This window comes from Synergistota bacterium, assembly GCA_025060595.1.
Lineage (GTDB): Bacteria > Synergistota > GBS-1 > GBS-1 > GBS-1 > 42-11.
In genome coordinates this window covers 1-18,222 of record JANXBX010000004.1, presented here as the reverse complement: position 1 = coordinate 18,222, position 18,222 = coordinate 1, and the positions used below count along the sequence as shown (strand labels likewise).

Sequence of the window (18,222 nt, the reverse complement as noted above, 5' to 3'; positions counted from 1 at the left end):
CGGCATGGATGCTGTTAACTATTTGACTTTAAGGAGTTTTTCAAGGTATGAGGTAAGTTTATCATTTGAAGGATTTTCTCAAAAGGACAGAATAAGTGTTATTTATGAAGCTTTGAAAGGTAAGGATGCGACTTTAGGGAAAAATTTCCTTATAGTTGTTTCCTTTCTTAGGCAAATTGATCCTGATGTGGTTGAGCATTTTCTTAATGTAGTTGAGAGTTCTTTGAAATTGGAGAAGCAAATGTCAATGCGGCGAAATCGTGAAGGGGTAGATCTTTTCTTTGAGATTGATCTTAGGATAGTTGTGGCAGAGGAGCTAGGGGACGAGGAAGGGAATGTTATTTCTACAAGATTAGTATTGGAAATTGCAGTTGGGTTTAATAGTAATCTGGCCAAACCTAAGAGGATGGATCCTATAGTTCTGGATATACATGGAGATGGGATAAGATTAAGTGGTCTTGAGAACCCTGTATATTTTGATATAGATGGAGACGGCTTTAAAGAGAAGGTTAGCTTTGTTGAGGGAGATGATGCTTTTTTATTCTTAGATCTTAATATGAATAAGTTTCTAGATAATGGTTGGGAACTCGTAGGAGATAATTTTGGCTTTAAAAATGGCTTTGAAATGCTGAAAGCTTTTGATATTGATAAAGATAATAAGATAACGATGAAAGATCCTGTTTATAGCTCCCTTTATATATTTCAGGATTTAAATAAGAATAAAAAGGTAGAAACGTATGAAAATCGTTCTTTATTCGAAGCAGGAGTGATAGAAATTGATCTTCTTTATAATTATACCGATATAAAGTTAAATGAAACTGACAAAATTATAGCCATTTCTTCTTATAGAACTGCTTTAAACAAAGAAAAGTTTAAAGTTGGTGATGTAATTTTAAGTTACCTTAGGTGATTTAAAAGGATCCCATCAACTGATGGGGTCCTTTTAATTTATCTTGTTTTATTTTCTTAAAAGGATTATAATTTTATTTAAGGTGTCCTTTAATATAGGAGGTGATACGCTATGTGGAGGCGTTACCTGGAGATTAGTGTACTCACCAAAATACTGATTGGTTTAATCCTTGGTGTAATATTTGGCCTTATAATAGGACCTAAGATTGAGGTTTTAAAGCCCTTAGGAGATATATTTATGAACCTTTTAAGAATGATAGTTATGCCTGTTATTTTATTTTCTCTAATTGTTGGTGCTGCAAGCATTGAGCCTGCGCGATTAGGTAAGGTTGGAGTTAAAATAATGCTTTATTATCTTTTCACATCGGCTGTTGCGGTTGCAATTGGTTTAGTTGTTTCTGCTATATTTAGACCGGGGTTAGGACTTAATCTTGCTGGTGTGACAGGTAAAGGTGTTACCTTACAACCACCTCCTTTAGTAGAAGTTCTTCTTGGTATTATTCCAACCAATCCATTTGAAGCTCTTGCTAAAGGTCAAGTTTTACCAACCATATTTTTCGGTATTGTTCTAGGTATAGCGCTTTCAGTGCTTAAAGAAAGCAAACAAGAGGGGATAAGAAGCTCTGCTGAACTAACTATCAAAATTTTTGATGCTCTCGCTAATGCTATATATAAAATAGTAGGTGGAATTCTTCAATATGCTCCTATTGGGGTTTTTGTTCTCGTTGGTATTGTGTTTGGAAGGCAGGGAGCTAAAGCTGCTGGACCTCTTCTTACAGTTATCATCACAGTTTACTTAGGGCTTCTGATTCACATATTATTAATATACGGAGGGTTTTTGAAGTCTTTCGGGGTAAGCTTCTTAAAGTTTTTGGTTAAGGCTAAAGATGCTATGCTTACAGCTTTTGTTACCAGGAGTAGCAGCGGAACTCTTCCTGTAACAATGAGAGTTGCTCACGAGGAGATGGGGCTTCCTTTAGGGATTTACTCTTTTACTCTTCCTTTAGGTGCTACAATTAACATGGATGGAACTGCTCTTTATCAAGGAGTATGTGCTTTATTTGTCGCAAATGCTATAGGGATGCCCCTTGGTTTTTCACAGCAGCTTGTGGTGGTATTAACTGCTGTCTTAGCTTCTATAGGAACTGCAGGAGTTCCTGGAGCTGGTGCTATAATGCTTTTAATGGTTTTAGATTCTATAGGAATAAAACTTACAGAAGGTAGTCCTGCGGCTATGGCTTATGCTATGATACTTGGTATAGATGCAATACTTGATATGGGTAGGACAATGGTCAATGTTACAGGAGATCTTGTAGGAACGGTTATTGTGAGTAAATCTGAGAGGGAGCTTGATGAATCAAGGTGGAAATAGGAGTAAGATTGTAGGAATACTTGGAGGAATGGGTCCGGAAGCAACGGCAGATCTATTTCTAAAAATAATAAGGTTGACACCCGCTCTGAAAGATCAGGATCATATACGTGTTATAATAGACTCTAATCCTAAGATTCCTGATAGAACTGCATATATTTTGGGGAAGGGAGAAGACCCCTTCCCCGCCTTGCTAGAAACAGCGCTTAATTTGAAAAGAGCCGGGGTTGACTTTATTATCATGCCTTGCAATACAGCTCACTATTTTCTGAAGCGGCTGGAAAAGGAAACAGGTCTTCCTTTTATAAGTATAATTGATGCTGCTTTGGAAGAGCTTAAGGAAAGGGTGTCTCCACCAGCTAGGGTTGGAATTCTTGCCACAGATGGGACTATTAGAGCTGGAATATACCATGAAAGTTTAAAGAAAGAAGGTTTCACGCCTGTTGTTCCCTCTGATGAGAGGCAAAAGCTTGTAATGAAGTGTATATACGAAGGAGTTAAAGCTGGTAGAATTGCAGAAGCAAGGGAGTGGATAAAAGCACCACTGGGAGAACTTCAAGCTCTTGGAGTTAAAGCTATAATTCTAGGTTGCACTGAACTACCTGTTCTTTTTGATAGAACTTGTCATAAAGAAGTTTTAATGATTGATGCCACTTTGGCTTTGGCTAAGAAAGTAGTGAGTATCGCAAGTTAATTTTAGGAGGGTTGGCTTTGAAAGAGGGGATATTCTTTTGTCAAGAGTGTCTTAAAAAAGTTATAAGTGAGCTTGAAAGGGAATACACTACTCAAAAGATGGGTAAAGCTCTATGTTGGGATTGTCTAAAGAAGTTGATTGTTCTTGAGGAGCTAAAAAAGAAAGAAGAAAAGGAGGATGTAATAAAAGAATCTATAGAGAAACTTCGAGAAGAAAATATAAAAGTTAAGCTTATTGAGGATTTATATGGGGGGAAGGAAGGGAAGAAATGAAGAGGGTATATGTAGATGAGCTTAAGCCTGGTGATAAACTCGCCTGGCCAGTTTATTTGAGTAGTGGAGAGATACTGTTAGAGGCAGGTAAGGTACTAAGCGCTGAAGATATAGATAAGCTTTGTGAATGGAAAGTAGTGGAAGTCTTTGTTGAAGGATATGATGAAGTTGAGAGAGAATTAGAACAGGAAAGGATATTAGTTAGAGTTTTTAGGGAAGCTCATCGTAATGCTGTTGAATATTCTAAAAATATTTGGGAACGTTTCTCCCGTAATGTTGAAGTCAAAAGGGAGGAAATTGGGAGACTTGTCATAGATGCGGTGGAAAATCTTTCCATAAATAGGGATGTATTGTTAATAATTTCGACATACCTTAAAGGGAAAGATGAGCATCTATTTCCCCACGCTGTTAACTCTATGACGATTTCCTTAGCAATAGCGAGCTATCTAGGTTATACCAAAGAGGAACTTGAACTTATAGGGGTAGGTGCTCTGCTTCATGATATAGGTCTCGTTAAATTATACTACGAAACTGATGGGAAATTCAATGAAGCTGATATTAAACATCCTGATATTGGTTTTAAAGTAGTTAAAAGCCTTGTACCAGGATTTCATCCCGTAATTGGCAACATAATATTACAACATCATGAGAAGAAAGATGGTAGTGGCTTTCCTTATGGTCTTAAGGGAGAAGAAATATCAAGAGAGGCTATGATAGTTGCTGTAGCTGAGCTCTTTGAAAGACTAACTTCTCCTCTCTCTAGCGATAGAAGGCTTTCTCCTTTTGAGGCCATGAAGTACATACTCTCTAATACTAAAGAGGCTTTTGATCCAAAGGTGGTAGAAGCGCTGATGAGGGTGATGGTTATATATCCTTTGGGAAGTTTGGTCAGGCTTAACACAGGTGAAATAGGTAGGATTGCGGCTTCAACGCATAACCCCTTTAGACCTAAGGTAAACATAATTTTCGATAAATATGGGAAGCCTCTTGAAAAGGTTATTAGGCTAAACCTGGCTGAGGAATCAGCACATAGATATTTTATAGCTGAGGTTTTGGATGAAAGTAAGTACGATTTAAATTTGGAACAGGAGCTTATGTTAGAGGAGTGAAAGAATGCTGAGAATAGACTCTTTTATAGAGAATCCCATACTTTATTACAGACTTGACCCAGGAGAAATGGGATTAGCAATTCCTGCTAGAGCGAGTGAGAGTATTTTGCGTGTTTCTTCTCATGAAGTTGCTAATATTCGTCGATTTGAGGCAGAAGCAGCTCAGAGAGAAGGGGTTGTGATATACAAAAACGTTTCTCTTGACCTTGCTTTTGAGGGGTCATTTTTGGCTGCGAGAGCTGGTAAGTCTGAGGTTAGAGTTATTTATAAAAAAAGCGGGGGCAGAATAGTTCTAGAAAGGATTGAGGATCCAGATGTGAATAGAGAGAGAATGAAATTTAGTTTGGAGAGAAAAAAAGAGCTTTTAGAACAAAGAAAAAAGGCGATAAGGAGGGATACATCCCTCGATTTAGATCAAAAAGAGTTTAAGATAAGAAACTTAGAAAGAAGGATAAAAGAAATTGAAAGACTTATAGCGTTATTAGATACAAAACTAGGGGTCCCTTTTATGGGAGCCATATTTTTAAACTTTATGGTTTAATTTTAATTGAGAGTTAGGATGGATTTTTTTTCGAAGAACCTTCAGCTTCTTAAGCATAAGGACAGAGAGCTTTATAGTAGATTAAAAAAAGTGCCTGAGGCACCATATGTTTCTTTTATTCTATCAAAGACAGGAAAACTTGTTGCTCAAGTTTTAGGAAAGGATGGTAAAAGGTATCTTCTTCATAGTGCTTACGATCCATTGGCTGAAGTAGAAGAGGTAGCTTCTAAGATCAATTGGGTTGGTGTTTCTCATGTAGTGGTTTTAGGATTAGGATGTGGTTATCAGTTAATACCAATTCTTAAGAAAGTTCCTGAGAATGTTAAGGTTTATGCTGTTGAACCTGATATATCTCTCTTTAGAAAAGTTTTGGAAGTTATTGACTGGAGTGAAATTTTATCTTTTCCTAATCTGAATTTAATAGTGGGCTTTTCCCCTTCAGTTGCTGTTGAAGCCATAATGAAGAGTTTAAATCCCTCTGAGTTAAAAGCAATAGAGTTTTTAAAGCATCCTGTGTACTATAGGTTGCTTTTTAACTATTTTTCAGAGTTAGAAAGGGAGCTTTCAGAATCTATTAGGATATCCCTTGTGAACTTGATAACTGCCTTACAGTTTAGCTTTAGAGATCAGAAAAACACTTTGCTGAATCTTAAGTACCTACTTTTAAGTTCTCCTGTAAAGAATCTTTTTAGAGCGTTTAGTGGGAAACCAGCTGTAATAGTTTGTGCTGGTCCTTCCCTAGATAAGAATATTGATTACTTAAAGGAGGTTCGGGATAAGGCCTTATTAATAGCTGTAGACACAGCATTAAGGCCTCTTATAGTTAGGAATATCAGGCCACACATAGTTGTTGCTGGTGACCCTCAGGAAGCTAATTTTGATCATTTCAGAATTATTGATCCTGAGGAAACAAAAAATATATTCTTAGTTGCTGATCTTCGAGTTTCTTCCCTCATATTTGATTTTTGGAAAGGAGGTATTTTTATATGTGACTTCGGTTCAGAAATAATGAGATGGATTAAGGGTCTTTTAGGAGAAGTGGGAAGACTTACTGTTTGGGGCTCTGTGTCTACAGTAGCTATAAGCCTTGCTTATGAATTTGGTTGTGATCCTTTAATATTGATTGGGCAGGATTTAGCTTATACTGGTTTTAGAAGATATGCTTCTTATACATGGATTGATGAAACTACTAATAATTTAGTGGATCCGGAAGGTGAGGGTTTGATCAAAGATAGAGATCTCTGGGGTAGAGAGGTTTGGACAGCAAGGAACATGGTTGCTTATAGAGATTGGCTAGGCCAGTTTTTTAGAAAGACAAAAGGTTTGTTTGTAAACTCTACAGAAGGTGGAATCTTGAAAGAAGAGGTAAAAATTGTAAACTTTGTGGACATTGCTAATAGGGTTTTAAGAGACACCTTTGATAGTTTATCAGTTATTAGAAAAAGGTGGACACCGTTTAGAAGGAATGAAAGGATTAAGAGTGTTATTTTGGAGGAGATTAATTCCCTCAAAGGAAAAGTAAGGAAAATAAAGTCTTTTTGTGAAGAAAAACTATCTCTCCTAGAAAGATGTTGTGATAAAATAGTTGAAGGTGTAAGAAATACAGAGGGAGAACTAAAGCTTTTGTGGAAAGAACATCCATGGTTAGGGGATGTGTTTTTGCCTTATTTTCTTTCCTTTAATAGGGAGATTGAAAAAAGTAGAACAATGCCTCCCGAAAATTCTTTAGTTAGAGAATATGAAGCTTATGTCTTTCTTTTTACTGGAGTGAAGAATATGGCATTAAAATATGAGGAGGCAATAGATACTTCTATAAAGTTGCTCAGGGAGGGATAGTTATGAAGCTCCTATTTTGGGATTTGGGGATGTATGTGGGAAGAGTGTTTCTAGCTTTACTGGTAGGAGGAGGCATAATATTAGTTGCTACTGTACTAGCTTTTATATTTTGGGATAAAGCTGATGTTCTTAAAGAAGAGAGCGAAGAAAGAGGATCTTCTGTTATAAAGGGTACTTCCATAGTATGGCGGGTTTTGGCTATAGCTATAGCAATAGTTGGATGTTTGTGGGGATTGTCTGCTTTTATAGATTTAATTAAATTTCTCTTTTAAGGAGGGAAAATCATGAAATTGCTAATTATTGTAGCTCATCTTTTAATAGCAGTAGTATTGATTTCTGTGATCATGTTTCAGGGCAGAAAAAGTTCTAGGTTTTCTGGTATCTTTGGAGGAGGAACTTTGGCTGATATGAGCGGGGGTCAGAGGAAGAAGCTTCCTTTTCTCACGAAGTTAACCGCTATTTTAGGAATAATTTTTATGGTTACCTCTTTTTTAATGGTTTTCTATAGGTAAAAGTGGGGGATTGTCATGATAAGTAGCCTTAAGGAAGTTAGGGAATTGAAAATAAATTTGGAGCGCTTACATTCTGCAACTCATGAAGAGATTAAAGAAGGATTAACTACGGATATCTACTTTATTAAAACATTGGAAATATTGAAACATCTTGGGCTCGAATCGGTTAATGTTGTTGCGGATATATTCCCCAGGCGTTCAGGAGTTTTGGTGGGAGTGAAAGAAGTTTTAAAGCTTTTGGAGGATAAGAAAGGTATCAAAGTTTGGTCTCTAGAAGAAGGGGAGGAATTTGAAAAAAAAGAAGTAGTTATGCAAATAGAAGGACCGTATTGTGAGTTTGGGCCTTTGGAAACAGCTATATTGGGTATGCTTGCTAGTGCTTCGGGTTGGGCTTCTGCTGCTCGCGAGTGTAAAAAAGCAGCAGGTGATAAATTGGTGCTCTGTTTTGGAGCAAGACATGTTCATCCAGCAGTGGCCCCAGTAATGGAGAGAGCTGCGCTTATAGGTGGTGCTGATGCTGCAAGTTGTATTCTTGGAGCCAAGCTTTTAGGAAGGGAGCCTAAAGGGACAATTCCTCATGCGGGTATTTTAATAGCGGGTGATACAGTCGTTTTTGCTAAAAGTTATGACGAAATTATGCCTGAAGATGAGCCAAGGATCGTTCTCGTAGATACCTTTAAAGATGAAGCTGAAGAAGCAATAAGAGTGGCTCAAGTTTTGAGGGAAAAGCTTACGGGAATAAGACTAGATACTCCGGATGAAAGAGGGGGGGTAACTCCAGATCTTGTTAGGGAGGTTAGGGCAAGATTAGACCAAGCAGGGTTTAACCAAGTTAAAATATTTGTTTCCGGTGGCTTAACACCTGAAAGGATAGCTTCCTTACGAGAGACACCTGTAGCTGGTTTTGGTGTTGGAAGTTATATAGTCCATGGAGTTTATATAGATATGACAATGGATCTTAAAGAAGTAATGGGTAAACCTCTTGCGAAAAGAGGAAGAATACCGGGAAGAGCATTTAATCCGCGTCTTAAGAGAATGTTGTAGAGAGGAGGAGTAGTTTTGAAAATACCTCTAGTTGACCTTAAGGCTCAGTATGAACGCATTAAAAATGAGATAATATCAGCGGTGACCTCTGTTTTGGATAGTCAACAGTTCATCTTAGGAGAAAAGGTTTTAGAGTTCGAAAGTGAGTTATCCAAATACATTGGGGTTAAGCATGCTATAGGAGTAGCTTCTGGAAGTGATGCTCTTCTATTAGCTTATATGGCTCTTGGGCTAAAGAGTGGGGATGAGATTATAACAACCCCCTTTACCTTTTTTGCTACTGCGGGTTCGGCTGCTCGCTTGGGAATAAAAGTATGTTTCGCTGATATTAGAGAGGACACATTTAATGTTGACATTGATTCTCTTTTAGAAAGGGTTACTTCGAATACTAAGGCTATAGTTCCTGTTCATATTTTTGGGCAGGCTGCTGAGATAGATAAGATCATGGACATATCACACAGAACGGGAATTCCAATTATAGAAGATTTGGCTCAGGCGATAGGTGCTAAATTTGCTGGTAGAAAGGTTGGTAGCTTTGGTCTAATTAACTGTCTTTCTTTCTTTCCGTCTAAAAATTTGGGTGGATACGGAGATGGTGGAGCTGTTCTGACTAATAGTGATTCTTTAGCTGAGTTAATTAAAATGCTGAGAGTACATGGTAGTTCAAGTCGTTACTATCATGAGATTGTAGGTATAAATAGTCGTTTAGATGAAATTCAGGCGGCTGTTCTTTTAGTTAAGATGAAATATTTAGATATGTGGAATGAGGAGAGAAGAAGTAGAGCTAAATATTATAACTATCTTTTTAAGGAAAGCCTTTTAGAGGAGTTTGTTAAAACTCCTGTGGAACTTGAAAATTGTTACCATGTTTATCATCAGTATGTGATTAGAGCAAAAGATAGAGATAAACTTAAAGATTACCTTAGTGGAAAGGGTATATCCACTCAAGTTTATTATCCTGTTCCACTCCATCTTCAACCTTGTTTTAGAGGATGGGGTTATAAACCAGGTTATTGTCCAGTGGCTGAAAGAATATGTGGAGAGGTTTTAGCTCTCCCTATGTATCCAGAGCTTTCTCCGAGTTTGCAAGAATATATAGTTGAGGCTATCGCTAGTTTTTATAGAAAGAGGGTATAGATAATGGAGACTTTTTGGGAGCGACTTAAAAGTTTGATTTCTGAAGACGCTGCCTGTAGGGGAATTAATGATTTAGCTTCAGCTGATGAACTTAGGCGAGCGGTAGAATTTTCTATGTCCTCAAGTAATATTGCTATATTCACAGGGTTTACTATAATGCCTTTAATAAAATGCGAGACTGATGGCCCTGTAGGAGCGGTTTTTCTTGCAAGAGGTCTTTTAGATTTAGGTAAGCGAGTTTCTATATGGACTGATGACATTTATGCAGATGTTTTAAGGAAAGGAATAAACTTTCTCAGTGTGAATGTTCCAGTTTATGGTGTCCCCTTTAAATGGAGTGGTAATTTTTTGGGCTTGTTTTGGCAGGAAGGATTTGATCTTTTGATTTCCGTAGAAAGACCTGGTAGAGCTATTGATGGAAAGTATTATAGCTCTCGCAATGAAGATATATCTTGTTATGTTTCTCCTCTAGATGAACTCTTTATAGAAGCTGGAAGGAAAAATATCCCTACTATTGGAATAGGAGATGGAGGAAATGAAATTGGCATGGGTAATATAAGGGGAGAGCTTTTGAATAGGTTTCCAAGTAAGGGCAATATATTCAGTATAGTTAAGGTGGATTCTCTTATTATTAGTGGGGTTTCTAATTGGGGAGCTTATGGGCTTCTTGCTGGGTTAGCTAAGTTGAGCGGAAAGGGAAACATGCTTCCTGATCCGAGCGAAGAAAAACTTTTCTTAAAGGTTATAGTTGAGAGTGGTAGTGTGGACGGGGTTACTTTAAAAACCGCTGAAACTGTAGATGGGGTTTCTGGGGATACATTGAGTAAGAAGTTAAGAGAAATAGCAAGTTGCTTGGAAGATTTCTAATCCTTATTATTATCGTTTTTATGATATTTCCACTATTTGGTTGTATTGGTTTAAGTAGATGGAGAAGCTATTACTATACGGGTGATCTTGAAATAGAGGAGATTTATATTTGCATGGATGTGGATGATGACTTGAATCCTATTGATGTGAGAAATCGCTTCGATTATGGAATTAAAAGGGTGTGTCTTTTCTTTAGATATAGATATGTAGATGGGGAGGTAGCACTTTTAAGGATAAGATGGTATTATCAAGGAGTGTTCGTTCATCAAGTAAGTTATTATTTGGATAGCGGATATGGTAAAAAAGCTTACTATTTTTTCTTAGCTTCAGGGGAGTCTCTTCCAAAAGGGGATTATGAGGTAAGAGTAATGTTTAAAGGAAGGATAGTAAAAGTTTTAAATTTTAAAATAGAGGGTAAAGGTGGGAGTTAAAGTGGGGAAAGGGAAATTTATTCTTATGCTGGCTCCCGTTGGTGAAAAAGGATTCGTTACCCCTTTTGAGGTGGTTGAGGAGGCTTCGCGTGTAAGAGCAAAAGGTTTGTCTATATTGCATTTCAGAAGCGTTTTTTCAGGAGGCCAGCTCAATTATAATATAGAGGCCTATTCTCAAGCTATGGCTTGGTTAAGGGAAAGCAGCGATTTACTTATAGAGTTTCCTGCATGGGGGACACTAAAACATGGTTTAGAGGAAAGAGTTTCACCTTTAGTTTTAAAACCAGATTTTATAGAAATTATACCTGGTTCACTTAACATGGATGATCATATTATATACAATCCTATTGGTTATATACATTTTGTCCTTCAAATTAGCTCAGAAGCTATGGTTAAACCTGTATTTAAAGTTTTTTCTCCTTCGATGATTATATATTTGAGAAGATTAATAGAACAGAAAGAACTGACCCCGCCCTATATATTTACTCTTTTCTTAAGTGAAGATTATTTTCCTCCAACGGTTGAGAACTTAGTTTATATGTATAAGCTTCTTCCGAAAAATAGTAAATGGTTTTTAAGTATGAAGGGTAGACCATCAAAAGCATTAATTGCTGTAGCTTTAGAGCTTGGCGGTAATGTAAGAGTAGGTTTGGAGGATTCAGGAGAGAATATAGGTTTAAGCAACGAAAGGATGGTGGACGAAGTGTTAAAGATAGCGTCTTCTTTGGATATGGAACCCGCTACTCCTAAAGAGGCTTCTGAGATTCTTGGAAAGGTGGGATAGGTATGCCTTTGCTTGCGGGTAATGTCTTATTAAAAAAGGCTAAGGAAGGGAGGTTTGGCATAGGAGCCTTTAACTTTAATAATCTTGAATTTCTTCAAGCTATATTAGAGGCTGCGATGGAAATGCGTTCACCTGTAATACTTCAAGTTAGTGAGGGTGGAATGAAATACATGGGACTTCCTTTTTTAGAAGGTTTTATAAAAAGCGTTCTTTATAGGGTAGAAATACCTGTTGTTATTCATCTTGATCATGGTTCGAGCTTGGATGCGATTCTTTCTGCTATAAGGATTGGATTTACCTCTGTAATGATAGATGCTTCAAGCAAACCCTTTGAGGAGAACGTTAAGATAACTCAAGAAGTTGTTAGAATTGCTCATTCTGTGGGAGTTTCTGTTGAAGCAGAGCTTGGTAGAATAGTAGGAACAGAGGAACACATTAAAGTCTCAGATAAAGAAGCATTTTTTACAGATCCAGATGAAGCAGCAAAGTTTGTTGAATTGACGGAAGTAGATTCTCTTGCTGTAGCTATAGGCACGGCTCATGGAGTTTATAAGGGGGAACCTAAGCTTGACTTTGATAGACTTTATGATATAAAAAGGAAAGTGGATATACCTCTTGTTCTCCACGGTGCTTCAGGGGTCCCATTAAACGATCTTCAGAAGGCCATATCTTTAGGTATATGTAAGATTAATATTGATACTGATTTAAGGTTAGCATTTAGGATTAAACTTGAGGAGATGATATCTCTTAAAAAAGGGGAGATAGATCCTCGTAAGTTTCTAGGGCCGGCAAGAGATGCGGTTAGAGAGACTGTTAAAGAAAAAATAAAAGCCTTTGGTTCTGAGGGGAGGGCATAGTGGATGAGACTTTTTTTAGATACTGCGAATATTGAAGAAGTAAAACAAGCTTTGAGTTGGGGAATAATTTCAGGGGTTACTACTAACCCTACTCTTGTAAGTAGAGAAAGGGGAAGGGATTTTCACACTCTTATTCGAGAAATATGTGACCTTGTTCGAGGACCTGTTAGTGCGGAAGTAATTAGTTTAGATGCTGATGGAATGATTGAGGAAGCAAGAGAGCTTGCTTCTTTAAGTGAGCATGTGGTTATTAAAATTCCTATGACGCCAGAAGGCATGAAAGCTGTTTCCGTTCTGGCTAAGGAGGGTATAAAGACTAACGTTACTCTTATTTTTTCTCTCGAACAGGCAATCTTAGCTGCAAATGCAGGAGCTACTTATGTTAGCCCGTTTATAGGAAGGTTGGATGATATCGGAGGAGATGGTGTTGGGCTTGTAGCGGACATAGTTACGGCTTTTAAAAAGGCCTCTTTTGAGACTCAAGTTATAGCTGCAAGTATAAGACATACTAAACATGTGAGAGATTGTGCATTAGTGGGAGCCCATATAGCTACAGTTCCTTTTAATGTCTTAAAAGGGATGTTTGTTCATCCTCTTACAGATATAGGAATTCAGAGGTTTCTTAAAGATTGGGAGTCCTTTAAAAATAAATAGAAGATGTTTTTTTGGTTAATCGTATTTTTTCTTTCTTCCCTCGGGGTAATAGGTGGAGGTATTGCTCTAGAGAGAGTTACAGAAGAGTGGGCAGAACGAAAAGGTGTTACCAAAGAGTGGGCGGGTTTTTTGATTCTCTCTATTGTGACTTCCTCTCCGGAGCTCGGTGTAGCTATAAGTGGTGCTTTAAAGGGTTATTCAGATATGATAGTTGGAAACATTTTGGGTGGTAATCTGTTTAATATAGCGGTTTTTTCCTTCTTTTCGTTCATGTGGTACGACCTCTTTAGCTGCATTAATCGTAAAGTATTCATTGAGCTGATAAGTTGGAGTATAGCGTTTACTGTAGTTATGATTTTTGCTTTGAACTTTAAATTGAATTTATTCTGGATTTTTCTTGTTTATCCATTAATAGCTTTTCGGATTTTTGAAAGATCTGACGAAAGCAAGACTTTAGAGGAAAGAGCGAATGAGAGAGATTTCGCTATATATTTTATTCTCAGTATATTGGTAGTTTTTATATCAAGTTACTTTTTGATAGTAGCTGGTGGGTGGTTATCAAGGATTACCAGTATTTCTGATACCTTCATAGGAACCCTTTTTATAGCTCTTGTAACGTCAGCTCCGGAGCTTTCTACTTCTTTAGCTGCCATTTTAAGAAAAGCTCATGGATTATGTTTGGGAAACATTTTGGGCAGCAACGTTTTAAATTTTTTCATACTTCCTATAGCGGATTTATTTTTTAAAGGTTCAATGGTTAGTTTCTCTTCTAACATGCATATGTTTACTGTTTTAAGCTTGCTTTGCGTTAGTCTAATTTTGGTTATATCTACTCTTTTTTCTGTAAGATACCTCAGGTTACTGCCGGTTAGTATCTATCTTATAACCATTTTTATTCTCGGTAAGGGGGTATAAAGTTTGTTTGAGTTTAGCGAATTAAGTACGAAAACATTATCGGAGCTACAGTCTATAGCAAAAGAGTTGGGAGTAACGGGATTTTCTCGTCTCAAAAAACAAGAACTTATATTTGAGATTCTCAGGGCACAGGCTAAGAGTAAAGGACTTCTTTTTGGAGGTGGGGTTCTTGAGATAGTTCCGGAAGGTATAGGTTTTTTAAGAACAAATGGATATCTTCCAAGTTCATCGGATATTTATGTTTCTCCTTCGCAGATAAAGAGGTTTAATTTGAGAACAGGGGATATAGTTTGGGGGCAAACAAGGCCACCTAAAGAGCAAGAGCATTACTATTCTTTGTTAAGGGTTGAGGTAGTTAATTTTGAAGATCCAGAAAAAGCAAGAAGTAGACCTTACTTTGATGAGCTTACTCCAATTTATCCTTGTGAGAAGTTTAAACTTGAAAATGATCCAGAGGAAATATCTACTCGCTTGGTAGATCTATTTGTTCCTATAGGGAAGGGACAAAGAGGTCTCATAGTTTCCCCTCCAAAGGCAGGAAAGACTACTCTATTAAAAAATATTGCTAACAGCATAACAGCTAGTCATCCTGAGGTTTTTCTTATAGTTCTCCTTATTGATGAAAGACCTGAAGAGGTAACGGATATGCAAAGATCTGTTAAAGGAGAAGTTGTAAGTTCTACATTTGATAGACCTGTGAATGAGCATCTTAAGGTTGCTGAGTTAGTTCTTGAGAAGGCTAAGAGGTTAGTGGAGTATGGAAAGGATGTTGTAATACTCCTAGATAGCTTGACTCGTCTAGCAAGAGCCTATAACTTGACCGTTCCCCCAAGTGGTAGAACCCTTTCGGGTGGTATGGATTCTGTTGCTATTCACTATCCTAAAAGGTTTTTAGGAGCAGCTAGAAATATTGAAGAAGGTGGTAGTTTAACTATAATAGCTACAGCGCTGATAGATACGGGTAGCAGGATGGATGATTTAATCTACGAGGAGTTTAAGGGAACGGGAAACATGGAGATTCATTTAAGTAGAAAACTTGCTGAACAGAGAATCTTTCCGGCTATAGATCTTAAAAAGTCTGGAACTCGCAAAGAGGAGCTTTTACTGCCTGAAGAGGATTTACAGAAGATATGGCTTCTAAGGAGAAGGACAGCGAACCTTGATGAAGCGGAAGTTTTGCAGCTTTTGATTAAGAAATTACAGGAGACGAAGAGTAACGTAGAGTTTCTTAAGGCAATTAAGTAAAGGGGGTGCTTTTTTGAGGTTCTCTTTCTCCAAGTTTGTTTATTTGGTAGTGGGAATTTCAGTTTTGTTTTCCTTCTTAGCTTGGAGAGAAAGTAGGACCTTGTGGATCTTGAAAAAAGAGTTTTATGAGGAGACAAAGTACGATCTAGAGAAAGAGAGGATAAAGATGGGTATAAAAGAACCTCCTTATGAACTTGTTGGTGGGGAAATGTTTATAAAGGCTGGTTTATCTCTGGTAGGATCTTTTGAGGTTCCACCCCTTCCTGAAATTAAAAGGATTCCTTTTGTAATTTATAGAATTGAGGGAAAATATGGAAGGGGTGTTTGTATGGCCATATCTGTTGATAAACTTAGCAGGGTGTTTACGATGGGATTTAACTCTTTTTTAAAGGCTGGGATAAGCAGAGGAGGAAGTTTTTCCCTAAACATTAGGGGGGAGTTTTTCTCGAAACATAAAGAGCCTATTTTAAAGCTTTCTCCCTATGTTGTTAAGCCTGGGGATACTTTATGGGACATAGCAAAAAAATTTAATATAACCCTTGATACAATTATAAGTGCAAATGATCTTAAAAGCGTTGATTTACTTAAAATCGGTCAGGTTATAAAGGTTCCTAATGTGTCTGGTGTCTTTCATAAAGTTGGTAAAGATGAAAGCTTGGAGAAAATAGCTAAAACTTATAATGTCGATATTGAGCACATAAAAAAGTATAATGAGGATATTAAAGAGTTGAAAGTAGGTACTTTAGTTTTTATTCCGGGTGGTAAGCTTCTTGAAGAAAAGCAGCCTTCTAGGCCTCGATGGCTTGCTTCTCGTGGAACTTCTCAGAGATTTATATGGCCTTTGGAGGGAACTATTAATTCTGATTTCGGTTGGAGGCGAGACCCTTTGTCGAAACGTAGGGAGTTTCATAGTGGTATAGATATAGATGGAAGTGCAGGGGAATATGTGAGAGCGTCTCGAGCTGGTAGGGTTGTGTATGCGGGTTGGCAATCAGGTTATGGCTTATTGATTGTTATAGATCACGGAGATGGGTGGGAAACTTGGTATGCTCATTGTAGTCGAATAAACGTTAGAGAGGGACAATATGTTAGACAAGGGGAAATAATAGGGAGGGTGGGAAGCACTGGTAGAACTACAGGATCTCATCTTCATTTTGAAATAAGAAATAATGGTAGACCGGTAAATCCGCTTTATTATCTTCGTTGAGGTGGTTTGTTTAGAAAATGAAGGAATGGGAAGGGGTATTAGAAAAGCTTAATAAAGAATCTGAGACATCAATAGTTTTAGAATTGTTAGGAAGCCTTAAACCTTTTATTAGGGAAGAGGAAGTAAAAGAGAAGGTTTTGGATTTCTTACTTAATTTTGGGGACAGATTGGTTAGAATAAAATCTACTGAAATTCTTGAGGAGCTTGAATCAGCTGATAGTAAAGTGATAGAAGCTCTAGTGATTGCATTACTTAATGATCCTGATGCGTTTGTAAGAGGGTTTTCTGCTAAGGTGTTAGGGAAGATAGGAGATATTCGTGCAATAGAAGCCTTGAAAAAAGCACGGGAAGATGAGGATGGTTTTGTTAGGCATTATGCTGAAGAGGCTCTTAGAATTCTTGAAATGAAGACGCGACTTTTAAGCGTCATTCAGAGAGCGAAAGGAGGATAAGGCTTTGGCTAAGTATATATTTGTTACAGGTGGTGTTTGTTCATCTTTAGGTAAAGGTATAACTGTTTCCTCGATAGGAGCTATACTTAAGGCTCGTGGGTTAAATGTAAGTGCTTTGAAGTTTGATCCATATCTTAATGTAGATGCTGGGACCATGAATCCTTATCAACATGGAGAGGTTTTCGTTACAGAGGATGGTGCTGAGACTGATCTTGATTTGGGGCATTATGAGAGATTTATGGATGTCTATTTAACCTCTGATCATAATGTTACTGCGGGTAAGGTCTATCAAGCAGTTATAGCGAAGGAGAGGGAGGGCAGATTTCTTGGAGCTACAGTCCAAGTAATTCCTCACGTAACTGATGAAATAAAGAGTAGAATAAGAAAGGTAGCGGAAGGTTTTGATGTGCTAATAGTTGAGGTTGGTGGTACAGTGGGGGATATAGAAGGGCTACCTTTCCTTGAAGCGATAAGGCAATTTAGGGTTGAGGAGGGTGTAGAAAATACGGTTTATGTTCATGTTACTCTTGTTCCCTATCTTAAGACTGCAGGAGAGGCGAAAACTAAACCTACACAACATAGTGTTAATGAGCTTCGGAGGATAGGTATTCAACCGGATATAGTGGTTTGCCGAACTGAAAGAGCCTTGTCGGAAGAGGCGATTAAGAAAATAGCTCTTTTTTCTAGCCTTCCTGCTGATGCGGTTATAGAAGCCAGGGATGCGAGATTGATTTATGAGGTTCCTTTGCATCTTGAGAGAGAAGGGATAGGAAAACTTATTTCTAAGAAGCTTGGTTTTTTATTAAGGGACCCAGATTTATCAGCTTTTGCCGATTTTGTAGAATCATGGCTTAATCCTATTGGTGAGTTGAATGTAGCTATAGTTGGTAAATATGTCAGACATAAAGATGCTTATATAAGTGTGGTAGAAGCTCTAACGCATGCTTCTGTCTATTGGAAAAGGAGATTGAACATACAATGGGTAGATGCTGAGGAGATAAAGGAGGGAATGGAGGAAGAAGTTTTAAGAGGAGTTAATGGAGTACTTGTCCCTGGCGGTTTTGGTTTTCGTGGGATAGAGGGGAAGATGAGAGCAATAAAATATGCTAGAGAAAGGAAAATACCTTTCTTAGGTTTGTGTTTTGGTATGCAGTGTGCTGTTATTGAGTTTGCGAGAAATGTGTGTGGTCTTAAAGAAGCCAATACTACAGAGGTAGATCCTTGTACTCCTTATCCTGTTATAGACCTTTTACCTGGGCAGAAGGGGCTTAGGGATCTCGGTGGAACCATGAGATTGGGAAGTTACCCTTGCAAGTTGGTTAGAGATAGTAAGGCATTTCTTGCATATGGAGAGGAAGTTATATATGAAAGACATAGGCACAGATAC

21 protein-coding genes are annotated in these 18,222 nt (G+C 37.7%); all 21 read left to right on the top strand.

Features of this window, described 5'->3' with window-relative positions; translation table 11 throughout:
• Positions 1 to 4 precede the first annotated feature (4 nt).
• Complete coding sequence (locus tag NZ900_03595; GenBank protein ID MCS7233180.1) at positions 5 to 910, top strand: hypothetical protein; 906 nt, start codon at positions 5 to 7, stop codon at positions 908 to 910.
• A 111-nt stretch (positions 911 to 1,021) separates the two neighbouring features.
• Positions 1,022 to 2,281, top strand: coding sequence for a dicarboxylate/amino acid:cation symporter (locus NZ900_03590; protein ID MCS7233179.1), 1,260 nt, complete (start codon positions 1,022 to 1,024; stop codon positions 2,279 to 2,281).
• A complete protein-coding gene (locus tag NZ900_03585) occupies positions 2,262 to 2,972 on the top strand; it encodes an amino acid racemase (protein ID MCS7233178.1) in 711 nt (236 codons plus the stop codon). The genes NZ900_03590 and NZ900_03585 overlap by 20 nt, the downstream gene beginning before the upstream one ends.
• 17 nt (positions 2,973 to 2,989) lie before the next feature.
• Complete coding sequence (locus NZ900_03580) at positions 2,990 to 3,244, top strand: hypothetical protein (GenBank protein ID MCS7233177.1); 255 nt, start codon at positions 2,990 to 2,992, stop codon at positions 3,242 to 3,244.
• Positions 3,241 to 4,353 carry an HD domain-containing protein gene (locus tag NZ900_03575; protein MCS7233176.1) on the top strand — a complete coding sequence of 371 codons (1,113 nt, stop codon included), beginning with the start codon at positions 3,241 to 3,243 and terminating at the stop codon, positions 4,351 to 4,353. Before NZ900_03580 ends, NZ900_03575 begins: the two co-directional genes overlap by 4 nt.
• Before the next feature lie 4 nt (positions 4,354 to 4,357).
• Positions 4,358 to 4,894: a hypothetical protein gene (locus NZ900_03570; GenBank protein ID MCS7233175.1), complete on the top strand. Its 537-nt coding sequence runs from the start codon at positions 4,358 to 4,360 to the stop codon at positions 4,892 to 4,894.
• 18 nt (positions 4,895 to 4,912) lie between these two features.
• Positions 4,913 to 6,730, top strand: coding sequence for a DUF115 domain-containing protein (locus tag NZ900_03565; protein MCS7233174.1), 1,818 nt, complete (start codon positions 4,913 to 4,915; stop codon positions 6,728 to 6,730).
• A 2-nt stretch (positions 6,731 to 6,732) separates the two neighbouring features.
• On the top strand, positions 6,733 to 7,002 hold the full coding sequence (locus NZ900_03560) for a hypothetical protein (GenBank protein ID MCS7233173.1): 270 nt from the start codon (positions 6,733 to 6,735) through the stop codon (positions 7,000 to 7,002).
• A gap of 12 nt (positions 7,003 to 7,014) precedes the next feature.
• Entirely contained in the window at positions 7,015 to 7,242 is a 228-nt protein-coding gene (gene secG, locus NZ900_03555) for a preprotein translocase subunit SecG (protein ID MCS7233172.1), read from the top strand.
• A 15-nt stretch (positions 7,243 to 7,257) separates the two neighbouring features.
• A complete protein-coding gene (locus NZ900_03550) occupies positions 7,258 to 8,286 on the top strand; it encodes a nicotinate phosphoribosyltransferase (protein ID MCS7233171.1) in 1,029 nt (342 codons plus the stop codon).
• A 15-nt stretch (positions 8,287 to 8,301) separates the two neighbouring features.
• Positions 8,302 to 9,423 (top strand): DegT/DnrJ/EryC1/StrS family aminotransferase, encoded by a 1,122-nt coding sequence (locus NZ900_03545; GenBank protein MCS7233170.1) that lies wholly within the window; start codon positions 8,302 to 8,304, stop codon positions 9,421 to 9,423.
• 3 nt (positions 9,424 to 9,426) lie between these two features.
• The gene (locus NZ900_03540) at positions 9,427 to 10,290 is read left to right on the top strand and encodes a DUF4392 domain-containing protein (protein MCS7233169.1); all 864 of its coding nucleotides are present in this window, start codon (positions 9,427 to 9,429) and stop codon (positions 10,288 to 10,290) included.
• A complete protein-coding gene (locus NZ900_03535; GenBank protein MCS7233168.1) occupies positions 10,272 to 10,721 on the top strand; it encodes a hypothetical protein in 450 nt (149 codons plus the stop codon). Before NZ900_03540 ends, NZ900_03535 begins: the two co-directional genes overlap by 19 nt.
• Before the next feature lies 1 nt (position 10,722).
• Entirely contained in the window at positions 10,723 to 11,505 is a 783-nt protein-coding gene (locus NZ900_03530; GenBank protein ID MCS7233167.1) for a 3-keto-5-aminohexanoate cleavage protein, read from the top strand.
• Between the two features lie 2 nt (positions 11,506 to 11,507).
• Positions 11,508 to 12,362 (top strand): class II fructose-1,6-bisphosphate aldolase, encoded by an 855-nt coding sequence (fba, locus tag NZ900_03525; GenBank protein ID MCS7233166.1) that lies wholly within the window; start codon positions 11,508 to 11,510, stop codon positions 12,360 to 12,362.
• A 3-nt stretch (positions 12,363 to 12,365) separates the two neighbouring features.
• Positions 12,366 to 13,016, top strand: coding sequence for a fructose-6-phosphate aldolase (gene fsa, locus NZ900_03520; protein ID MCS7233165.1), 651 nt, complete (start codon positions 12,366 to 12,368; stop codon positions 13,014 to 13,016).
• A gap of 3 nt (positions 13,017 to 13,019) precedes the next feature.
• On the top strand, positions 13,020 to 13,931 hold the full coding sequence (locus NZ900_03515) for a hypothetical protein (protein MCS7233164.1): 912 nt from the start codon (positions 13,020 to 13,022) through the stop codon (positions 13,929 to 13,931).
• Between the two features lie 3 nt (positions 13,932 to 13,934).
• Positions 13,935 to 15,176, top strand: a complete 1,242-nt coding sequence (gene rho, locus NZ900_03510; protein MCS7233163.1) for a transcription termination factor Rho — start codon at positions 13,935 to 13,937, stop codon at positions 15,174 to 15,176.
• A 13-nt stretch (positions 15,177 to 15,189) separates the two neighbouring features.
• Entirely contained in the window at positions 15,190 to 16,383 is a 1,194-nt protein-coding gene (locus NZ900_03505; protein ID MCS7233162.1) for a M23 family metallopeptidase, read from the top strand.
• A 17-nt stretch (positions 16,384 to 16,400) separates the two neighbouring features.
• Complete coding sequence (locus NZ900_03500; GenBank protein MCS7233161.1) at positions 16,401 to 16,835, top strand: HEAT repeat domain-containing protein; 435 nt, start codon at positions 16,401 to 16,403, stop codon at positions 16,833 to 16,835.
• Between the two features lie 4 nt (positions 16,836 to 16,839).
• On the top strand, positions 16,840 to 18,222 hold a 1,383-nt coding region (locus NZ900_03495; protein ID MCS7233160.1), incomplete at its 3' end, for a CTP synthase.

What these genes read in the sequence shown, in the direction of transcription:
- NZ900_03595 (MCS7233180.1), top strand. Translation starts at nt 5, where the DNA reads ATGGATGCTGTTAACTATTTGACTTTAAGGAGTTTTTCAAGGTATGAG.
- NZ900_03590 (MCS7233179.1), top strand. Translation starts at nt 1,022, where the DNA reads ATGTGGAGGCGTTACCTGGAGATTAGTGTACTCACCAAAATACTGATT.
- NZ900_03585 (MCS7233178.1), top strand. Translation starts at nt 2,262, where the DNA reads ATGAATCAAGGTGGAAATAGGAGTAAGATTGTAGGAATACTTGGAGGA.
- NZ900_03575 (MCS7233176.1), top strand. Translation starts at nt 3,241, where the DNA reads ATGAAGAGGGTATATGTAGATGAGCTTAAGCCTGGTGATAAACTCGCC.
- NZ900_03570 (MCS7233175.1), top strand. Translation starts at nt 4,358, where the DNA reads ATGCTGAGAATAGACTCTTTTATAGAGAATCCCATACTTTATTACAGA.
- NZ900_03565 (MCS7233174.1), top strand. Translation starts at nt 4,913, where the DNA reads ATGGATTTTTTTTCGAAGAACCTTCAGCTTCTTAAGCATAAGGACAGA.
- NZ900_03560 (MCS7233173.1), top strand. Translation starts at nt 6,733, where the DNA reads ATGAAGCTCCTATTTTGGGATTTGGGGATGTATGTGGGAAGAGTGTTT.
- secG (MCS7233172.1), top strand. Translation starts at nt 7,015, where the DNA reads ATGAAATTGCTAATTATTGTAGCTCATCTTTTAATAGCAGTAGTATTG.
- NZ900_03550 (MCS7233171.1), top strand. Translation starts at nt 7,258, where the DNA reads ATGATAAGTAGCCTTAAGGAAGTTAGGGAATTGAAAATAAATTTGGAG.
- NZ900_03540 (MCS7233169.1), top strand. Translation starts at nt 9,427, where the DNA reads ATGGAGACTTTTTGGGAGCGACTTAAAAGTTTGATTTCTGAAGACGCT.
- fba (MCS7233166.1), top strand. Translation starts at nt 11,508, where the DNA reads ATGCCTTTGCTTGCGGGTAATGTCTTATTAAAAAAGGCTAAGGAAGGG.
- fsa (MCS7233165.1), top strand. Translation starts at nt 12,366, where the DNA reads ATGAGACTTTTTTTAGATACTGCGAATATTGAAGAAGTAAAACAAGCT.
- NZ900_03515 (MCS7233164.1), top strand. Translation starts at nt 13,020, where the DNA reads ATGTTTTTTTGGTTAATCGTATTTTTTCTTTCTTCCCTCGGGGTAATA.
- NZ900_03500 (MCS7233161.1), top strand. Translation starts at nt 16,401, where the DNA reads ATGAAGGAATGGGAAGGGGTATTAGAAAAGCTTAATAAAGAATCTGAG.